Annotated in this window: 19 protein-coding genes; 4 read left to right on the top strand and 15 right to left on the bottom strand. The window is 65.5% G+C overall.

The annotated features are described in order from the left end of the window. Positions 1 to 25 precede the first annotated feature (25 nt). From phoH2 to ADBZ9O_RS09800, 4 genes are all read right to left on the bottom strand, one after another. Positions 26 to 1,327, bottom strand: a complete 1,302-nt coding sequence (gene phoH2, locus ADBZ9O_RS09815) for an RNA 5'-3' helicase PhoH2 (RefSeq protein WP_526533009.1) — start codon at positions 1,325 to 1,327, stop codon at positions 26 to 28. Between the two features lie 213 nt (positions 1,328 to 1,540). Continuing rightward, the gene (locus tag ADBZ9O_RS09810; protein WP_526530673.1) at positions 1,541 to 2,368 is read right to left on the bottom strand and encodes an acyl-ACP desaturase; all 828 of its coding nucleotides are present in this window, start codon (positions 2,366 to 2,368) and stop codon (positions 1,541 to 1,543) included. Positions 2,369 to 2,475: 107 nt separating this feature from the next. Beyond that, the gene (locus ADBZ9O_RS09805) at positions 2,476 to 3,951 is read right to left on the bottom strand and encodes a glycine hydroxymethyltransferase (protein ID WP_526530671.1); all 1,476 of its coding nucleotides are present in this window, start codon (positions 3,949 to 3,951) and stop codon (positions 2,476 to 2,478) included. Between the two features lie 36 nt (positions 3,952 to 3,987). After that, entirely contained in the window at positions 3,988 to 5,199 is a 1,212-nt protein-coding gene (locus tag ADBZ9O_RS09800; protein WP_526530669.1) for a DUF885 domain-containing protein, read from the bottom strand. A 94-nt stretch (positions 5,200 to 5,293) separates the two neighbouring features. On the opposite strand from ADBZ9O_RS09800, the gene coaA reads away from it, so the two are divergent. After that, positions 5,294 to 6,232, top strand: coding sequence for a type I pantothenate kinase (coaA, locus tag ADBZ9O_RS09795; RefSeq protein ID WP_526530667.1), 939 nt, complete (start codon positions 5,294 to 5,296; stop codon positions 6,230 to 6,232). 69 nt (positions 6,233 to 6,301) lie between these two features. On the opposite strand, the gene ADBZ9O_RS09790 is transcribed toward coaA, so the two are convergent. The 3 genes from ADBZ9O_RS09790 to ADBZ9O_RS09780 all read right to left on the bottom strand — a co-directional run bounded on the left by ADBZ9O_RS09790 (position 6,302) and on the right by ADBZ9O_RS09780 (position 9,006). Next, the gene (locus ADBZ9O_RS09790; RefSeq protein ID WP_526530665.1) at positions 6,302 to 6,709 is read right to left on the bottom strand and encodes a hypothetical protein; all 408 of its coding nucleotides are present in this window, start codon (positions 6,707 to 6,709) and stop codon (positions 6,302 to 6,304) included. Between the two features lie 101 nt (positions 6,710 to 6,810). After that, on the bottom strand, positions 6,811 to 8,196 hold the full coding sequence (locus tag ADBZ9O_RS09785) for a hypothetical protein (protein ID WP_526530663.1): 1,386 nt from the start codon (positions 8,194 to 8,196) through the stop codon (positions 6,811 to 6,813). A gap of 21 nt (positions 8,197 to 8,217) precedes the next feature. Further along, a complete protein-coding gene (locus ADBZ9O_RS09780; protein ID WP_526530661.1) occupies positions 8,218 to 9,006 on the bottom strand; it encodes a (2Z,6E)-farnesyl diphosphate synthase in 789 nt (262 codons plus the stop codon). A 70-nt stretch (positions 9,007 to 9,076) separates the two neighbouring features. Here ADBZ9O_RS09780 and trhA point away from each other — a divergent pair, with 70 nt between their 5' ends. Further along, positions 9,077 to 9,811, top strand: a complete 735-nt coding sequence (gene trhA, locus ADBZ9O_RS09775) for a PAQR family membrane homeostasis protein TrhA (RefSeq protein WP_526530659.1) — start codon at positions 9,077 to 9,079, stop codon at positions 9,809 to 9,811. A 13-nt stretch (positions 9,812 to 9,824) separates the two neighbouring features. Here trhA and ADBZ9O_RS09770 read toward each other — a convergent pair whose 3' ends face one another. The 4 genes from ADBZ9O_RS09770 to mca are packed head-to-tail and all read right to left on the bottom strand — an operon-like array spanning position 9,825 to position 13,377. Beyond that, positions 9,825 to 10,193, bottom strand: a complete 369-nt coding sequence (locus ADBZ9O_RS09770) for a nuclear transport factor 2 family protein (RefSeq protein ID WP_526530657.1) — start codon at positions 10,191 to 10,193, stop codon at positions 9,825 to 9,827. Positions 10,194 to 10,203: 10 nt separating this feature from the next. Beyond that, the gene (locus tag ADBZ9O_RS09765) at positions 10,204 to 12,273 is read right to left on the bottom strand and encodes a thioredoxin domain-containing protein (protein WP_526533007.1); all 2,070 of its coding nucleotides are present in this window, start codon (positions 12,271 to 12,273) and stop codon (positions 10,204 to 10,206) included. Continuing rightward, positions 12,200 to 12,511, bottom strand: coding sequence for a hypothetical protein (locus ADBZ9O_RS09760; protein ID WP_526533005.1), 312 nt, complete (start codon positions 12,509 to 12,511; stop codon positions 12,200 to 12,202). The genes ADBZ9O_RS09765 and ADBZ9O_RS09760 overlap by 74 nt, the downstream gene beginning before the upstream one ends. Then, on the bottom strand, positions 12,511 to 13,377 hold the full coding sequence (gene mca, locus ADBZ9O_RS09755; protein WP_526530655.1) for a mycothiol conjugate amidase Mca: 867 nt from the start codon (positions 13,375 to 13,377) through the stop codon (positions 12,511 to 12,513). Before mca ends, ADBZ9O_RS09760 begins: the two co-directional genes overlap by 1 nt. Positions 13,378 to 13,498: 121 nt before the next feature. Here mca and ADBZ9O_RS09750 point away from each other — a divergent pair, with 121 nt between their 5' ends. Beyond that, complete coding sequence (locus tag ADBZ9O_RS09750; RefSeq protein ID WP_526530653.1) at positions 13,499 to 13,924, top strand: DUF4307 domain-containing protein; 426 nt, start codon at positions 13,499 to 13,501, stop codon at positions 13,922 to 13,924. A 261-nt stretch (positions 13,925 to 14,185) separates the two neighbouring features. Continuing rightward, complete coding sequence (greA, locus tag ADBZ9O_RS09745) at positions 14,186 to 14,680, top strand: transcription elongation factor GreA (protein WP_526530651.1); 495 nt, start codon at positions 14,186 to 14,188, stop codon at positions 14,678 to 14,680. A 62-nt stretch (positions 14,681 to 14,742) separates the two neighbouring features. On the opposite strand, the gene ADBZ9O_RS09740 is transcribed toward greA, so the two are convergent. From ADBZ9O_RS09740 to ADBZ9O_RS09725, 4 genes are all read right to left on the bottom strand, one after another. After that, positions 14,743 to 15,915, bottom strand: coding sequence for a cystathionine gamma-synthase (locus ADBZ9O_RS09740; RefSeq protein WP_526530649.1), 1,173 nt, complete (start codon positions 15,913 to 15,915; stop codon positions 14,743 to 14,745). A 521-nt stretch (positions 15,916 to 16,436) separates the two neighbouring features. Continuing rightward, on the bottom strand, positions 16,437 to 16,874 hold the full coding sequence (locus ADBZ9O_RS09735; protein ID WP_526530647.1) for a hypothetical protein: 438 nt from the start codon (positions 16,872 to 16,874) through the stop codon (positions 16,437 to 16,439). Between the two features lie 1,172 nt (positions 16,875 to 18,046). After that, entirely contained in the window at positions 18,047 to 18,310 is a 264-nt protein-coding gene (locus ADBZ9O_RS09730; protein WP_526530645.1) for a helix-turn-helix domain-containing protein, read from the bottom strand. Between the two features lie 619 nt (positions 18,311 to 18,929). Further along, positions 18,930 to 19,325 carry a hypothetical protein gene (locus ADBZ9O_RS09725; protein ID WP_526530643.1) on the bottom strand — a complete coding sequence of 132 codons (396 nt, stop codon included), beginning with the start codon at positions 19,323 to 19,325 and terminating at the stop codon, positions 18,930 to 18,932. Positions 19,326 to 19,366 lie beyond the last annotated feature (41 nt).

Here is a 19,366-nt window from a genome sequence, read left to right as displayed (position 1 = left end):
AGCGCGACCGTCAGGACACCGGCGATCAGGGCAGCGCGCCCGGGCTGAACTCTTCGAGCATCTCGGTGACCAGCGCGGCAATCGGGGACCGCTCTGAGCGCAGCAGGGTGATGTGCGCGAAGAGGGGATGCCCCTTGAGCTTTTCGATGACGGCCGCCACACCGTCATGGCGTCCGACCCGTAGGTTGTCGCGCTGGGCGACGTCGTGGGTGAGCACCACCCGCGAGCCTGCGCCCAAGCGCGACAGCACCGTCAGCAGCACGTTGCGTTCCAGTGACTGCGCCTCGTCGACGATCACGAACGAATCGTGCAACGACCTGCCACGGATATGGGTCAGTGGGAGCACCTCGAGCATGCCGCGCGAGAGCACTTCTTCGAGTACCGCGGGACTGGCCAGGCCTTCGAGGGTGTCGAACACCGCCTGCGCCCACGGGCCCATCTTGTCGGCCTCGCTACCGGGCAGGTAGCCGAGTTCCTGGCCGCCGACGGCATAGAGCGGGCGGAACACCACGACCTTGCGCTGTGTGCGCCGCTCCAGCACCGCTTCCAGACCTGCGCACAACGCCAGTGCGGACTTGCCGGTACCAGCCTTGCCGCCGAGGGAGACGATGCCCACCGATTCGTCGAGCAGCAGATCGAGTGCGACGCGTTGTTCGGCGGACCTTCCCCGGAGGCCGAACACTTCGCGATCACCACGAACCAGCTGTACCCGCTTCTCGGCGTTGACCCGCCCGAGCGCATGCGAGCTGCCGCCAAGGAGTCGAACTCCGGTGTGGCACGGCAGATCCCGGGCCGATTCGAGGTCGACTTCACCCTCGGCGAACAGAGTGTCGATCTCATCGGCGGCGACGTCGACTTCTGTCATCCCGGTCCAGCCGGAGGTGACGACGTCCTGGGCGTGGTATTCGTCGGCGGGCAGGCCCACCGCACCCGCCTTGACCCGAAGCGGAATGTCCTTACTGACCAATGTGACTCGCTTGCCCTCTTTGGCGAGGTTGGCCGCGCAGGTCAGGATCCTGGAGTCGTTGCTGTCACCGCGGAAGCCCAACGGCAGCACCGTCGGATCGCTGTGGTTGAGCTCGATCTGGAGCGTACCGCCTTGGCTTCCAATAGGAATCGGTTGATCCAGTCGGCCGTGTTCCAATCGGAGATCGTCGAACATACGCAGCGCCTGCCGCGCGAACCACCCGAGTTCGTGGTGGTGTCGTTTGGCTTCGAGTTCACTGATAACCACCAGTGGGACAACGACTTCGTGTTCAGCGAAGCGGTTGCATGCCCACGGATCGGACAGCAGTACCGATGTGTCGAGCACATAGGTGCGGCGGATGTCCTGTGAAACCGACGGCGAATCAGTCACGTGGCGCTCCTCAACCTCCAGCGGCCCCGCGGAGGCGTGTCGGCGGGCGCTGCGGCACTCGGACCGGGGCCGGCCCTTTTCGTATCGCTACGTCGGGTGCCGCCCGGACAGCTGAGCATGTCGCTTGCCATCGATTTTGAAGATAGTCCCGTCCGCGCGATCCCGCCGGTCAGGCGCGCCGGGTCAGGAGTTGACGAACTCCCGCAGTTCCGCGCGCTCGGCCAGACCGAGCGCGACGATCTCGTCGGAGATCACCTGTCGCAGCTGGTCAGACCCGAAGATTCCGGCATCGGCGACGACGGCGCGCTTGTCTGCGTAGGCGGCGATATCCGCGCCGACAGGCTTGAGCGTGACGGCCTGGGCGGCCAGCGCACGCACCGTCTCCGCTTCGTCGAGCTCCAGGCAGTGCCGCACCATGTTGGTGAAGAACAGTTCGTGGCGCTCCTCGTCGTTGGCGATCCGTTCGACCAGCGACTTGAGCGTGGGGTCCTCGATCTGCGCGGCAAGATTGCGGCAGAACACGCCGTGCGCCCGCTCCCACAGCGCCATGAACACCAGTGTCTCGATCTGGCTCAGCTGATCCGCGCGGTAACCGTTCACCACGTGCTCGACGCGGACGTCCTCGTTGGCGCTCGGATCGAAATTGCGGGTGACGACCAGGTAGTTACGCAACACCACGGCGTGGATGTGCTCCTCGGCGGTCCACCGGCCGATCCATCGGCCCCACTTCCAGTCCAGGATGAAGTGTTCGACCAGCTCGCGGTGGTACGCGGCGAGATTGTCCTTGGTGATCAGCAGGATCTCCAGCGCGTCGACGACGGGCACCGGCAGCGTTACCTCCGACGGCTTCCAGTCCTCGCCGCCGAGGAACGCGAAGTTGCGCCCCTGGTCAAAGGGCACGAAGTCGTGAGCGAACCAGTCCTCAGCGGAGTCGATGTGACGCTGGTAGTTCTCGGCGACAACGGGCTCGAGGTCGAGCGTCAGCCGATTAGCAACTGGAGTCTCAGCCATGAACTAACTGTAACCCGAAGACACATGTTCTTTGAAATCGGGCGCGTTGTGTCGGAACAATCGGTGACTAAAGTCCTTAGCCGGCGGACTTACGGGTGCCGGGCGGGTTACAGCGTCAGGCCCGGGTACAGCGGGTTGGCGGTGAGCATCTCCGCGGCGGCAGCATGCACCCGAGCGGCGGTGCCATCGGCGATCGTGTACTTCGCCTTGGACAGTCCCGCCGAGGCCTGCGTCGGCTGGGTATTGCTCAGCACGTCGACGACCAGCTCGGCGACTCGGTCGAATTCGGCGGGACCAAAACCACGAGTGGTCAGCGCAGGCGTGCCGAACCGGATCCCGCTGGAGTACCAGGCACCGTTGGGGTCATTGGGAATCGAGTTGCGGTTGGTGACGACGCCCGCGTCGAGCAGTGCCGACTCCGCCTGCCTGCCGGTCAGCCCGAAGGACGTCACGTCCAGCAGCACGATGTGGTTGTCGGTACCGCCGGTGACCAGGCGCCCGCCACGCGACAGGAAGCCCTCGGCCAGCGCCTTGGCGTTATCGGCGACCCGCTGGGCGTAGGCCTGGAACGACGGCTGGCGAGCCTCGGCCAGCGCGACCGCCTTGGCGGCCATCACGTGTGACAGCGGACCGCCGAGCACCATCGGGCAGCCCTTGTCCACCGCGTCGGAGTACTCCTTGGTGGCCAGGACCATGCCGCCGCGGGGACCGCGCAGCGACTTGTGCGTCGTCGTCGTGGTGACGTGAGCGTGCGGCACCGGATCCTCGTCACCGGTGAACACCTTGCCCGCGACCAGCCCGGCGAAGTGCGCCATATCGACCAGCAGGGTGGCGCCGACCTCGTCGGCGATTTCGCGCATCTTGGCGAAGTTCACCCGCCGCGGGTAGGCGGAGTAGCCGGCGACCAGGATCAGCGGCTTGAACTCGCGGGCGGCGGCGGCGACGGCGGAGTAGTCGATCAGCCCGGTCTGCGGGTCGGTGCCGTAGCTGCGCTGATGGAACATCTTGCCCGAGATATTGGGCCGGAAGCCGTGCGTGAGGTGGCCGCCGGTGTCCAGCGACATACCGAGCAGCCGCTGATTGCCGAGCTTGGCGCGCAAAGACTCCCAGTCGGCCTCGGACAGATCGTTGACATGCTTCGCGCCCAGCTCGGCCAGGCCGGGTGCCTCGACCCGGGTGGCCAGGATCGCCCAGAACGCGACCAGGTTGGCGTCAATGCCCGAGTGGGGCTGCACGTAGGCATACGGCGAACCGAACAGCTCACGGGCGTGCTCGGCGGCCACGGATTCGACGGTGTCGACGTTCTGGCAGGCGGCGTAGAAGCGGTGTCCGATGGTGCCTTCGGCGTACTTATCGGATAGCCAGGTGCCCATGGTCAGCAGGACCGCGGGGGATGCGTAGTTCTCGCTGGCGATCAGCTTCAGCGAATCCCGTTGATCGGCAAGCTCTTTGCGCGTCGCGGCGGCGATCCGCGGCTCGACGGATTCGATGACGTCCAGTGCCGCGCGGTAGGCCTCGCTCGCGGTGGCGGCGTACTCGGCGCCGGGCGCGGCGGACGGCGTGGTGACTGAGTCAGCGGTCATGACACCAGCCTAAACCGCGATGAGCGCAGGAACGACTCAGGCTGTGCGCAGCGATGACGGGATCAGCGGTTCGTCGAGCAGTCGGCCGAACCGCTCGGTCAAGCTGACTTCGGCAGGCCGCGCATCGAGCCATCCCCGCAGCAGGCGATAACCCTCGACATAGGTACTGGTGTAAGCCCGCCACAGCGGCGAGGACAGGAATCGCAGCATCTGCCGGGCCCGGCTTGCGTCCACCAGCAGCCAGCGCTCTAAAAACGCGACGACGTCGTCGACGTCACGGTGTTCGTCGTGCAGCATCAACGCGGCGTCTTGGCGGACGTCAGCGAGTAGTAGCCCAGCGCCCGTCAAGGCCTCGGCGCGCTCACCGTCGAACCGCAACCCGAGGTCGGCGTAAATCTCCGCGGCCCAGGCTCCCCAGCCCGGGCCGATTGCGGCGTGCAGCGCGAGGTCGGCCAGGCCCTCGGCCATCAGACACTGGGGCGTGTTGACCAGGAAGATGGTCTGCTCGAGTTGGCCCTGCCGCTCGACGAGGCCGGCCTCTTTGCGGCAGTGCTCGGTGTGATGGCCTGGGTAGGACTCATGGGCGACCAGGCGGGGCAGGTTCGACATCTGCTGTTTGAGATCGGCGTTGACCGCGACCGTCGAGCGGTAGTCCCCTTCGTAGTAGTTGAACCCCGACCACGGTTTATCGGTGACGATCTCGTAGGTGATGGTCTCGCGTTCGGGCAGCGGAAATTCGGCGCGAACTCGGTCCCGCAGAACGCTGGAGAACGCGTCGATGGCCTCGCCGAGACGTTCCGGCGGGATCTCCTCCGCGCTGCGGTGGGCCTGGATCCGGTCGGCCAGCGGGCCGGAACCGCCAAGGGCCTCGTCGAGTTTGCGGTGCGCGTCGCGGTAATTGTCGGGATCACCTTTGGTGATCTCGACGTCGAAGTAGTCCCGCACTTCGTCGACGAAACCGACCGGTTCGCCGGCGAACTTGCGGCCTGCGCAGGCCAGCGCGCGCAGATGGGCGCCGACGTAATCGGCGCGCGCGGCGGTGAATTCGCCGTTTGTCGGGACCTGCGGTAACGCCTGGAGCAGCCGACCGGCCTGCCGGGCCAGGTCGGCCGGGTCCGGAGGGGTTTCGTCGGCCACCGCGCGGCGCAGCGCCGGGTCACCGGTGAAGGAGTCGACGTAGCCCTCCTCGACCCGGTCGAAGCGGAGGCCGAGCAGCAGATACTCACGGATCAAGGTGGCTGGCTCCATGCCTGCCCAGGTTAATGGTCAATCGTGGGCAGCGGCCACGCGCCACTCGCGCCCCAGCCGTCGCCCCGCCTGCGGGTACTGCAACACTTGACACATGTCACGGCTGAGCGAGCCGAGCCCCTACGTGGAGTTCGACCGTACGCAATGGCGAAGCTTGCGTATGTCGACACCGCTGAAGCTGTCCGAGGATGAGCTGATCGGGCTGCGCGGTCTCGGTGAGCAGATCGATCTACTCGAAGTCGAAGAGGTCTATCTGCCGTTGGCGCGGCTGATCCACCTGCAGGTCGCAGCGCGTCAGCGCCTGTTCGCCACGACGGCGGAATTCCTCGGCGAACCGCATCAGAATCCGGACCGGCCGGTGCCATTCGTCATCGGGGTGGCAGGCAGTGTCGCGGTCGGAAAGTCCACGACGGCGCGCGTACTGCAGGCACTGCTGGCCCGCTGGGAACACCACCCCAGGGTCGACCTGGTCACCACCGACGGCTTCCTGTATCCCAATGCCGAGCTGGCCCGCCGAAACATCATGCACCGCAAGGGTTTTCCAGAGAGCTATGACCGCCGCTCGCTGATGCGATTCGTCACCACAGTGAAATCCGGCGCCGATCAGGTGTGCGCCCCGGTGTACTCGCATCTGCAATACGACATCATTCCGGGCGAGAAACATCCGGTGCGCCACCCCGACATCCTCATCCTGGAGGGTCTCAACGTCTTACAGACCGGCCCGACGCTGATGGTGTCGGACCTCTTCGACTTCTCGGTCTATGTCGACGCCCGGATCGAGGACATCGAGGGCTGGTACATCTCGCGGTTCCTGTCGATGCGGGCCGGTGCCTTCGCCGATCCCGCATCGCATTTCCACCACTATTCGACGCTGACCGATGAGCAGGCCATCTTCGCGGCGCGCGATATCTGGCAGTCGATCAACCTGCCGAACCTGATCGAGAACATTCTGCCGACCCGGCCGCGCGCCACTCTGGTGCTGCGCAAGGATTCCGACCATTCGATCAACCGGCTGCGGCTGCGCAAGCTGTAGGCAGCAGAGTGCGGGCCGCCCACCGGTACCTCTGCCGGTAGACGGACCCGCACGGTCGGGACGAAGTGGCTAACGCAGCCTGCGCACTCCGATGTACTGCAGCGCGGCGAATACCGCGGTGTAGACGCCGGTCGCCAGCGCGATGATCTCCCCGGCGCGGGTCAGCGGAGCCACCTCGGCCAGGACCACCGCGACCACCCCGATCGTGCCGACAGCATTGGCCAGCATCACCCCGACACCGACGCGGCGCAGATCGGGCAGGGCCGCCAGCGCGAACACCACCAGGCCGTACACCACGAACGCGGCACCGATGATGTACTCAGCGGTCGGCGTCAGGCCGGTCAGAGACGACAACGGATCCGCGGCGGCAGCAATCGCCACGCCGCACAGCCCGCTCAGGGTCGCGTCGAGGCGCAGCGCAAATCGCAACAGGGAGTCGGTTGATTGGGACAGTGAGCGGGTGGACGTAGCGGTCATCTGAACTCCTTGGCGAGTCGTCGGCTCTGACACCTCCAGACTCTCCTCAGCGGGCGCTGCCAGTTCGATACCGACTACTGCCAAGTGCTGCCAACCGCAGGTCAGCGCGTGTGGCCGGCCACCATCCGGCCACCCCGTAAATCGGCGGCGATCAATCGGGCGGCCGCGTTCTGCCAGTTGTGCAGCGACCGCTGCGGCACCTCGGTGACGAACCACTGCCAGGCCTGTCTGGCTGTCGGGTCGAGGCCGGCGGCGGTGGCATTCTGCGCATAGGCCCGCACGCCGACGACGTACGGGAAGTACAGCGCGTTGTAGTGCCGCCATTCCTCGGTGGTGCCGAAGTTGCCGCCGTCGCGCGGTTTGAGACGGGCGATCCGATCGGCCAACAGCGCCTTGAGTTCATTGGCCCGTTCGATCGGCTGATCCGGCGCACCGCGGGCCGCCAGGCGCTCATCGATCGCGGGTAGCGCCGTCAGCGGGCTGGCGACGAGTTTGGACAGATCGCCGTAATGACCGAGCGCGCGGCGGGTCAGCCGGACGAAGGTGTCATCGTCGATGTCCTCAAGTGGGTCGCTCGAGCGCAGCGGTAGCGCGGCCTCGGTGGTGCGCAGCGCAGCCCGATCGGCGCGCAGCGTGGGCGACCGAGAGAACGCCAGCCGGTCCAGCACCCCGGCCAGCGGGTCGGCCAGCACGTTGATCCCGATGGCGACGGCCAAGCTGGAGAAGAGCAGCGCGGTCAGCACTGTCCGGCCATTCCCGGCCGGGATGAGGGCCATCCCGATCAGTGCCTGTGTACCGAACAGCAGCGCCACCAGGGCCGTGCCGACGAAGGAGCGCCGCATATCGGCGCGCAGCACCTGTCCTTCGTCGAACGCGTCCCACACCGCGACGGCCACACCGAGCAGCAGCACGTCGAAACCGGTCGACGCCAACGCGAGCCAGCTGGGTACCAGGCCGAGCGGAATGACCAGGATCGCGTTCCCGAGCGCAAAGAACAGCGTCGCGACGACGACGACGCCGGTCACCGAACCGGGCCGGCCCTGCCGCGACGGCGCCGTGAGGACGGCCCTGACCATCGCGCCGAGCGACGACAACGAGATGACCGCGAACATCAGCCAGTGCCCGGCACGCAGGGGGCCGTCGACGCCACCGGCCATCGTCGCGCCCACCCCGGTGAGCGCAGCCACCGCCGCAATCGCCACCAGTTCGCCGGCCCGGCTGCGCCAATGCTCACAGGGGCGGGCCAGCTCGATCAGCACCGCGAACCAGGCCACCCCTGGCACCGCCACCAGATAGATCTCGATACTGCCCAACAGGTCGGCGTGTGCAGTCGTGGTCAGCCGCACCGCATCCAACGCGACGACGGCCGCAAAACTGCCAAGACCAACCGCGGCGAGTGCCAGCACGGGTTTACGCGGGTCGCGGGCCAGCAGGTACAGACCCAGCCACCAGCTCAGCGCGAACACCACAGCTGAGAGCGCAGCCATGCACTCAGTGTGGCATGTGTGTTATCCGCCGAAGCGACGGTGCCGCAGGCTGTAGTCGCGCAGCGCCCGTAGGAAGTCGACGCGGCGGAATGCCGGCCAGTGCGCCTCGGTGAACCACATCTCCGAATACGCGCTCTGCCACAGCAGAAATCCGGACAGCCGCTGCTCACCTGAGGTACGGATGACCAGATCCGGATCGGGTTGTCCCGAGGTGTAGAGGTTCTCCGAGATCGCGTCCACGGTGACCGCTTCCACCAGCTGATCGGGCGTGGCGCCGTTGGCCATTTCTTTGGACAGCAGCGCACGGACGGCGTCGACGATCTCTTGCCGACCGCCGTAGCCGACCGCGACGTTGACGTGGAAGCCGCCGTTGGGCACCGTGCTGTCGACCGCCTCACGCAGCCGCCTCGCCGGTTCCTCACCGAGCAGTTCCAGATCACCGACGGTGCGCACACTCCACTGATTGGCCGGCGCGCAGATCTCTTCCACCACGTTGGTGATGATCTCGATCAGAGCGGCCAGTTCGTCGGGATCGCGTTGCAGGTTCTCGGTGGACAGCAGGTAGACGGTGGTCATCTCGATGCCGGCTTCCTGGCACCAGCGCAGCATTTCGGCGATCTTGGCGGCGCCCATCAGGTAGCCGTAGCTGACGTCGTCGTAACCCGCGTCGCGCGCCCAACGGCGATTTCCATCACATAAAACAGCGATATGACGCGGCAGTTGTGACTTGGATCGCAACAGCTCGTGGCGTAACCGCATTTCGTAGATCCGGTAGACCGGATCCTTCAGACGCGGGGGAATGAGCTCCACGAAAATCAAGACTACTGTGGTCGTCAGGACACCCCAGAAAACGGTGCGGCCGATGGGCAATGGAGGTGTTGTGACTTCTCCCCTGAACACACACGCTGAGCAGACTCAGCGCGCGGAGCATGCCGAGGACCTGCCCGACGCCATCGTCGACGGCGTCGCGGAAATCCTGGGTCGACCGCGCGCACGCGGCTGGATCCACCTGTACTCGGCCGTGGTCGCCGCCATCGCGGGTGCGGCTCTGGTGTCGGTGTCCTGGGCGGGCGACTCCACCCGCGCGGGCCTGGCCACCCTGCTCTACACCGCGACGATCGTGGCCATGTTCAGCGTCAGCGCCACCTACCACCGGGTGACGTGGAAGTCCGCCACCGCGCGCAAGTGGATGAAGCGTCTCGACCATTCGATGATCTTCGTGTTCATCGCGGGCAGTTACACGCCGTTCGCCCTGCTGGCACTGCCCCAGCACAGCGGTATGCAGCTGTTTTGGATTGTCTGGGGCGGTGCGGCCGCCGGAGTGATACTCAAGATGTTCTGGCCGTCGGCGCCGCGCTGGGTCGGGGTGCCGCTGTATCTGATCCTGGGCTGGCTCGCGGTGTGGTTCGCGGTGCCGATCATGGAAGGCGCGGGCGTCGCCGCTTTGGTGTTACTGGCCGTCGGCGGCGCGCTGTACAGCGTCGGGGGCGTGTTCTACGCCCTCAAATGGCCCAACCCGTGGCCTCGTACGTTCGGCCATCACGAGTTCTTCCACGCGTGCACGGCCGTCGCCGCCACCTGTCACTACATCGCGATGTGGTTCGCGGTGTTCTAGGCGCCCGATCGCGCTAGAGCATCTGGATGTCGGCCGGCGACCAGTACGCCTTCATTGAGGTGATCTGACCGTCACTGTTGAACGTCATCACCTCGATAGGTGTGATCACCATCTTGGCGTCCCCCGCCTCCACGGTGATGGCGAAGACGAAGGCGGCTTCGTGCCCGCCGGGCCGCAGTTCGAGAAGTTCGGTGCTGACCTTGCCCGCGGCCAGGTTCTTGTAGAACCCGCCGATCGCCTGACGTCCGATATGCACTTCTCCGCCACCGACCGGATCTTCCAGGGTGGCGTCCTCGGCATAGAGCGCGGCAACATCCTCCGCGACGCCGGCGGCGACGGTATCGAGATAGCGGTTGACGAGTGCGGCGTGATCCAAAGTCATCAGCGGCACGCTACACGGAGACACCCAGGGCGGCAGCAAGTTCCGCCACGCCCGTGACAGGCAGGTCGCAGACGTGCCCATGGCAGACGTAGGCGGCGTCCACCAGCCCTAGGGCCCCGCGCACCCGGTCCCGACCGGTCAGTAGTTCCGAGGAGTCCACCGCTCCCCCGACGACGATCGTGCCGCCGGGCGCCAACCGTCGGGCCGCATCCAACAGCGACGACTCGGCCGGATCGCAGGCCACGGCGATCTGCAGCGGGCCGCGCACCGCGGCCTCGGCGACGGCGAGCCAATGACCGCCCGAGCGGGGCGCACGCGCCAGCAGCGGCGAGGCCACCAGCAGGGTTTCCGCTGCGGTCTGCGAGTACCGCCCCGAGCGGTCTGGGCCGACCAGATGCGCGGCGGTCAGCAGCGCCTCGGCGATCGATGACGCCCCCGACGGTGTCGCACCGTCGATCGCATCGGCCGGGCGCACCATCAGCTGCTCGGCGTCGTCGGCGGTGTCGAACCATCGGCCGGGCCGGTCAGGATCGGCGAAGTGGGTCAGCGCCGTATCGAGCAAACCAGTGGCCGCGGCCAGCCAGCCCGCTTCTGCGGTCAGCTGATACAACGCCAGCAATCCGGTGGCCAGGGTGGCGTAGTCCTCAAGGATCGCTGCGCTTTCGCCGACGCGCCCACCGAGGCTGGCGCGTCGTAGGCGCCCATCGACAAGGTGAACTTGCAGCAGCGCGTCCGCGCAGCCCCGGGCGGCGGCCACCAGGTCGGGCCGGTCCAATGCGACGGCGGTCTCGCACAGCGCGGTGATGGCCAGCCCATTCCAGGCGGTGACGATCTTGTCATCACGGCCCGGTTGGACCCGGTCGGCGCGCGCCGTCAGTAGCGCGGCCGATACCCGCGCCAACCGGGCGGGATCATCAGGCTCGGACCACAGCTGCAGCACCGACTCACCGTGTTCGAACGTGCCCGCTGCGGTGACCCCGAAAACCCCTGCGGCCCAATCACCGTCGTCATCACCCAGGACGTTGCGCAGCTGTTCGGGCGTCCAGACATACGTCGAACCTTCCCGCCCGGCGGCGTCGGCGTCCAGCGACGAGGTGAACATGTCACCAGCAGTCAGATCGCGGATCAGAAAGTCGGCGGTCTGCCCGGCGACCCGGCGCGCCAGGGCTGCCCCACCGCGTCGGGACCAGTGCGCGTAGACCCGTAGCAGCAACGCATTGTCGTACAGCATCTTCTCGAAATGCGGTACCACCCAAGCATTGTCGACGCTGTAGCGGGCGAAACCGCCGGCCAGCTGGTCGTAGATACCGCCGCGCGCCATCGCCGTACAGGTACGTTCGACGGCGCCGAGCGTGGCGGTGGAACCGGTGCGCTCGTAGTTGCGCAGCAGCGCCTCCAGCAGTGCCGACGGCGGAAACTTCGGCGCGCCACCAAAACCGCCCGCGGTCGCGTCCTCGTCGGCGAGCACGGCTGCCGCGGCGTGGTCGCAGAGTTGGGCCGAGACCGGCGGACCCCCACCCGGCAGCCCCGAGGCCATGGCCCGTAGTTCGCCGGCGATCTCCTCGGACGCCTTTTCGACATCGTCACGACGGTCGCGCCAGGTGTCCTTGACGGCCGAAAGCAGCTCCAGAAAAGACTCTTTCGGGTAATAGGTGCCGCAGAAGAAGGGCCGGCCGTCGGGCGTCAGGAAACACGTCATCGGCCAGCCACCCTGTCCGGTCATCGCGACGGTGGCATTCATGTAGACGGCGTCGAGGTCGGGCCGCTCCTCGCGGTCGACTTTGATGCAGACGAAGCCGGCATTGGCGACTGCTGCCACCTCAACGGATTCGAACGATTCGTGCGCCATCACATGGCACCAGTGACACGCGGCGTACCCGATCGACAACAGGATCGGAACATCGCGGCGGGCCGCCTCGGCGAGAGCTTGCGCCGACCACTGCACCCAGTGCACCGGGTTATCGGCGTGCTGACGCAGATAGGGGCTGGTGGCCTCGCCCAGCTGGTTAGTCACTGGGCTCGCGGGGTCCGGCGTTCGGGGCAGCACCTGATTCCGAGTGCGTCTCCGCCGGATCGACATCCACGGTGCCGTCATCGACGGCCTGGTCCGGTTCCGGGTGCTCAGGGTCGAAGGAGTCGGGAAGTTTCTTCAATTGCTTGTTCATCGACCAGACCAGGAAGACGGTCCCGATGAAGAGCAAAATCACGATGACCAGGCCGAAGGGGCTGGCTTTACCGAAGTCCGGCCCGGTGTTCTTGGGGGTGTCGTCGGCCAACACCCGCACGGCCAGTGCATACGGGGTGGACCAGAGGCTGATCACCGTTCGATCCCTGCGAACAGATCGGTCTCCGGCAGCACCACCGGAACCCGCGACCTGGCCAGCTCGTACTCCTCGGTCGGCCACAACCTCTGTTGCCATTCCATCGGCGTGGTGAAGAAGAAGCTGCTGGGGTCGATCTGGGTGCGATGGGCCATCAACGCGTCGTCACGCTGCTGGAAGTAGGCGGCACATTCAATATTGGTGGTGATCCTGTTGGCCGTGACGTCGAGTTCTGGATCCCAGTCCTTGAGCCACTTCTCGAACGGACCGGTCTGGCCGTGTTTGGCGAATTCGTCCTGGAAGGCCTGCATGCGTTTCCGCAGGAATCCGTGGTTGTAGTACAGCTTGGAAACCGACCACGGATCACCGGCGTCGGGGAACAGCCGGTAGTCGGCCGCCGCCTCATAGGCCGCGACCGAAACCTGATGGCACCGAATGTGATCGGGATGCGGGTAGCCGCCGTTCTCGTCGTAGGTGGTCATCACGTGGGGCCGGAATTCGCGGATCACCCGGACCAGTCGCTCGCTTGCTTCCTCCAGCGGAACCAAGGCAAAACAGCCCTCGGGCAGCGGCGGCAGCGGGTCACCTTCAGGCAGGCCGGAGTCCACGTAGCCCAGCCAGGTGTGCTGGACGCCGAGGATTTCGGCGGCCCGCGCCATCTCGTCGCGCCTGACCTCGGCGATGCGTCCATGTATCTCCGGCAGGTCCATCGCCGGGTTGAGAATGTCGCCCCGCTCGCCGCCGGTGAGTGACACCACCAGCACCTGATGGCCCTCCGCGGCATATTTGGCCATCGTTGCCGCACCCTTGCTGGATTCGTCATCCGGGTGGGCATGCACCGCCATCAACCGCAGTTCGGTCACCGTCCGCCTTCACTTCACTGTCTGCTGGAGTCCAGGGTGAATAATTTTCCCTGGTCTAATAGTTCCATCCCCGCGGTCGGGACTCGAAACCCGATCCCTGACCAGAGACAAACCACACACAATGACCGATGATTCCCTGCGCCGCCCCGAGTCGCGATACGGCAAGCAGAAGCTACCGCGCCGTGGCGTCATCATCGCGCTTGCGGTGCTGGCCGTCGCCGCGAGCATTGTGGTCGCGGTCGTGGGCTATCAACGCCTCGGCACAGCCGATGTGGAGGGCAAGCTCGGCGGTTACCAACTGGTCGATGACCAGACGGTGGACGTGACCATCAGCGTCACCCGGGCCGACCCGGGGCGCCCGGTGGTGTGCATCGTGCGGGCCCGGTCCAAGGACGGCACCGAAACCGGGCGGCGCGAAGTGCTCGTCGCGCCATCGGATCAGGCAACGGTGCAGGTGAAAGCTACTGTCAAGACGAGCAGGCCGCCAGTGATCGGCGATGTCTACGGCTGCGGAACCGACGTCCCGGCGTATTTGATCGCACCGTGACGGCATCCTCGAAGATGGCCTCCTGGCGACCGCACAACAAACTCCGAACTGCGGAATTGTGAAAATCCGCTGATCCGCCGGTGGTACCATCGGTGGGTACACGGTTCCCGCTGGGACCGTGTATTGCTTCTTTAGCAGCCCGTTTAGCCGTGGCGTTGAGATGGCAATACACAGGGGAATTCCCCGCATGCTCCCGGCACCGACGACAACAGACTGCCAACGCGAACATCGCGGACCAACAACATGGAGGAGCGCGAGGAGATGACTGATACCCAGGTGACCTGGCTGACACAGGAAGCTCACGATCGCCTCAAGGCCGAGCTCGATCAGCTGATCGCGAACCGGCCCGTCATCGCCGCGGAGATCAACGACCGCCGCGAAGAAGGCGACCTGCGCGAGAACGGCGGCTACCACGCCGCCCGCGAGGAGCAGGGCCAGCAGGAAGGGCGCATCCGCCAACTGCAGGAACTCCTCAACAACGCCAAGGTCGGCGAGGCCCCCAAACAGTCCGGCGTCGCTCTGCCCGGTTCGGTGGTCAAGGTCTACTACGACGATGACGAGTCCGATAGCGAGACGTTCCTGATCGGCACCCGTCAAGAAGGTGTCAGCGACGGCAAGCTGGAGGTGTACTCCCCCGGCTCACCGCTGGGCGGTGCGCTGCTGGACGCCAAGGTCGGCGAAACCCGCAAGTACACCGTGCCCAACGGGACCACCGTCAAGGTCACGCTGATCAGCGCAGAGCCCTACCACGCCTGATCCGTCTGACGTATCCGCCTGGGGCGCAATGCATTCGCACTGCGCCCGGGCGGACGGCAGAGCTAGGTGAGGGCCTGTTCCAGATCGCCGATCAGGTCCGAGACGTCCTCGATTCCCACTGACAGTCGGACCAGGTCGTCGGGCACCTCAAGCTGAGATCCGGCCGTCGATGCGTGGGTCATCGCGCCCGGATGCTCGATCAGTGATTCCACTCCGCCGAGCGACTCGGCGAGGATGAAAATCTCTGTCCGCGAGCAGAGTTCGCGTGCTGCGGTGATCCCGCCGGCCATCCGCACCGAGATCATGCCGCCGAATCCGCTCATCTGTGCAGCGGCGACGGCGTGGCCGGGATGATCGGGCAGGCCGGGGTAGAGCACGGTAGCCACCGCGGGATGCTCGGCCAGGAAGGCCGCGACCGCAGCGCCGTTCTCGCTGTGCCGTGCCATCCGCAGCACCAGCGTCTTGAGCCCACGCATCGTCAGGTAGGCGTCGAACGGCCCCGGCACCGCACCTGCGCCGTTCTGCAGGAAAGCAAACGCGGTGTCGAGCTCTTCGTCGTTGGTGACCAATGCGCCACCGACGACGTCGGAGTGTCCACCGATGTACTTCGTCGTCGAGTGCAGCACGATATCGGCACCGAGCGACAGCGGCTGCTGCAGTGCAGGCGAAGCAAAGGTGTTGTCCACCAACACCTTTGCACCATGACGCGCACCCAGATCCGAGATCGCAGCGATATCGGCGATCGACAACAGCGGGTTGGTCGGTGTCTCCACCCAGATCAACTTGGTCTGGGAGGTCAGCGCCGCCTGCACCGCATCCAGATCGGACAGCGCGACCGGGGTGTGCGTGATACCCCACTGGGTGAACACCTTGTCGATCAACCGGAACGTGCCGCCGTAGGCGTCGTCGGGGATCACCACGTGATCACCGGGTCGTAGCACCGCACGCAAGGTGCAGTCGGTGGCGGCCATCCCCGAACTGAACGCCCGGCCGTAGGTGCCGCCCTCGACGGCGGCCAGGGCGGCCTCCAGCGCCGCGCGGGTGGGGTTGCCGGTCCTGGCGTACTCGAATCCCCCACGCAGACCGCCAACACCGTCCTGGGCGAACGTGGAACTGGCATAGATGGGCGCGTTGACCGCACCGGTCGCCGGGTCGGGACGGTAGCCCGCATGGATGGCCCGCGTCGCGAGACCCATGCTGCGGTCAGAGTCTGATGCCGAACGTCGCTCGCTCATGAGATCAGCGTAGTAGGGGAAGCAGGCGGAGCCATCCGAGCGTGATTGCACAATGCGCACACCGCGCAGAACAACGCATCGTGCGCCCTTCGGAAGGCCGCTGGGTAAGCACCCCAAATTCCGTGACGGCTTACAATTCCGCCTAGCGAAGCACCTGCTGCGCCTGAGGCCGACTCTTCCACTCACCGAGATCCGCGGCTACTGCGAGCTGCGGCATTCACCGCTTGGCCCCTCATGCCGAGAAGCGAAATCAGCTCAGCGATTTAACGTCGTAGAGCTCCGGCTAGTTCCTGAGGTCCGCCACCTGGCGATGCCGCCGGGTACCAGCAGGTTGCCGACATGAATCCCGGTCAGATGGGTATTCTGCGGCGAGCACCAAGAGCGTTGCTGCTCAATACGGCTTGTACTCATTGAGGGGGAGCCCTCTACGCCGCGGCTGGATCGCTAAGCACGCCCCGGCGCGTCGCGCCTCTCAGCCCGCCCCTTGCCGAGCGGGCTGAGGCGCGCAGATCGCCCGCGCCTTAAGACTGGTTGGTCTGATAGCCGTCGGGGTCGAGGACACTGTCGGGGTCATCGCTGATGCCGGTGGTTGCCGAGATGGTGGTCGGGTCGAAACTCGAAGGCGGCAAGCAACCCTTATGCGGCCTGCCATAGCAGGCATCACTTGTAATGGTGTGGCCGTCAGTCGCTTGCGTGGTCAGCGTGCGCTGATCTCCAGTGAGCGCCGGGACCATGGTTCCTTGGGTGCCATCGACATCGACCGAGCTTCCGGACTGCCCGCTGACAACCCCGGGCTGGGCGACCGCCGCGGCTGCACCAACGAGTGCTATCGCCGACCCCGCGGCGGCAACGAAGACACTCATCCCGAGGGTTCGCATGGCTCTGCGAGCGGGCCCACCGAGTGAAATCTGCCCTCCTGCAGACAGTCCGGCGGCGGCTGGCGCAATGTTGACAGTCATGCCCTCTTCACTTCGAGTAGCCGACATCGACTAACCCCTTCCCCGATTGACTCGCTATGTGCGCCGTCCTGATGGCCGACAACGTGAGAGTAAAGCCTTTTAAGGCTAGGTGCAATACGCATGGGTTAATTCAGCATGGGCTATTTAGATCTGCGCCCTATGCGATAGAGACTCTCTGGTGGGCAACCGACTTCATTTGGCCGCGTCGCGTGGTGACCGCCCCTAGCGCGGAGACATGCCGCGCCGCTGTCGCGTCGGTGAACGACAGGTGATCTGACTAGGGTGCATTAGATGGGGATGCCGGAGCCGGCTTGCGCATCCACACACTTGACACGACACCGACGGTAGTACCAAGCAGTAGCCGAACGGGCATGGATGTAGAGGCCGCTACCCATGGCCGCGATGAATGCTGTGGGACCAGGATCGAACTCTGATCGCCAAACATGTTGCTGATGAACAGTATTCGTAGACACAATCCACTCGGCCACGCTGCCAACGGGGAGCCGACGTCTGCATGACGAATGCACCCGGGGCTTTCAAGGCGCCACCGGGCGTTTGCTGGTGACGGCTTCGTCCTATCCGAGTGAGCGAGGTGCTGCAAGGACAGCTCCGAGGGAGAGCCGGGGTTAGCTTCAGAAAACATGACCGGGACGCGTAATCGCGCCATCGCAGGGCCGAGCCGGAGCGCTCGCATCGTCGAATCAGCGGCGCCAGCTCTCGCAGACGCGGCCGTCACGAGAGGGGCGCGCCGAATGAGCGCATCGCCTGTGGCGCATTGCGAATTCAGCCGAACGGATGACAGCAGTATTACTCCCATACCGCCCTCGTCGATCACCCTCCGGCCGCATGCGAGTGCGGCATTGGGGCCACCCTCGGAGGACGAATTCGACTTCGCAGACTGTCCGCCTCGTGTCCGCCAGCCGATGGAATGAGTCGTCCATGGGTACGAACGTGCTGGACCGTTGCCGCGTCAGTGCAGTAGCAGGCTGACGATGCCCATACGGCCATGGTGGTGACTCAGCCAAGGATTAGCACGCAAGCACTGCTGCATTGCAAGCAGCCGCGAATGGATTTCCGGCAGTCATAGAGCATCCCGGTTCGGGCAGCGCCCGCTTACCTAGCGGCTCCCGTGCCACGCACTGATGGCACGCGGCGTTGCCGCGGCCGTTGGCTCAGCCTTCAGCCACCTCAGGCACCGGAAGGCCTTTGATGAGGTCGCCCGGATCGATCTCCAGGCCGGCCGCGATCTTCAGGATCGTCTCCAGCCGGAGGCTTCTCTGGCCCCGCTCGATTTTGCCGAGCGCGCTCCAATGGATCGAGATCCGGTCGGCTGCAGTCTCCTGACTGATGCCGAGCTGATTGCGCCGTTCACGGACGCGGTCACCAAACGCCTTGGTCGCCTCGTTCAGTGAAACTGGGGGTCGGTCTTGAGGCATGTCTCCTACCTCATAGGACTCTGACCTAACAGGCCAGAGTGTTATGCCCCCATGCCTAATGATCCTAGCCTTAAATTGCCTACTTGCGATTCTGTGGCCGCTTCTACGAACGGCCGCTGCTGTTCGTCGTTGCGATCCTGCGCCGGCGCGTCCATGCCGATTGGGATTCTCACCTGCGCGAATTACGGCACCTGCTGTCGGACTATCAGCCGGCTGCAGTGTTGCTGCGAGGTTACAGGCAGGGCACTTCTGCCATCGTGGATCGGTGCGGGTCGATCGGCCACCGTTCTGGTCAGCGCGACCGGGCGGCGAGTCGGACGTAGCTATCTGAACACAGGTGTGGAATGCCTATCCCCGCCATAAGGTCCGGCTCGTGGCCCCATGAGCGGAGGCGGGTAGCGAGCTGGCCGATGAGGTCTAACGCCTCCGCGCGCAGGGTCGATTGCATTGGTGACGACTTAGTCAACGAGATCCGGTCGGCGTTGTCACCGATGAGGACTTTTCATGGCCACGGACAGGCGTATCCGACAGCGGAACAGCTCCGCAGAGTCGCCTTCAGCAAGAGCAGGCCAGGGAAAGTGAGTCTGGGGACCTGGAGCTTTCGCGAGTACAGCGCGCCTCAGGGCACCTCGGAGGCAGCCATCAACTCGCACTGTGATGCCAGAATCGCGGAGAGGGCGCCCGCAATCATCCAGATCCGATGAGCAGCCATGGTGTCGTCGTGCTCACCTACTAGCCATTGCTGGACACGCTCAGCGAGGCAACCGGGGCCGTTGTGGAAATCGAGCAGCACCATCATCGTGACTAGGTCAGATTCCCACTCCGACAACTGATCTAGGAGTCCTCGCTCGGCAACCACAGCCGAAAACAGCAGCAGCCCCTCCCGATTGAGCGGGTATGCGCCCTCAGTCACTGCCGGGTCGGTGGCGAGCACGTGCGCGCCCTGGCAGAAGCGCTGATAGCGGTCACCCGCGAACCGCGGCCGACCGCGGTTCTGCGGTGCTGAGCAACTCATGTTCTTCTCCTCAGAGTCAGTGCCTACGAGTGGTGAGTCCG

Origin of the sequence: Mycobacterium sp. (genome assembly GCF_965229105.1) — a bacterium.
Classification (GTDB): domain Bacteria; phylum Actinomycetota; class Actinomycetes; order Mycobacteriales; family Mycobacteriaceae; genus Mycobacterium.
Note: the sequence above shows the minus strand (reverse complement) of the source record. Positions and strands in the feature narration are given on the sequence as shown.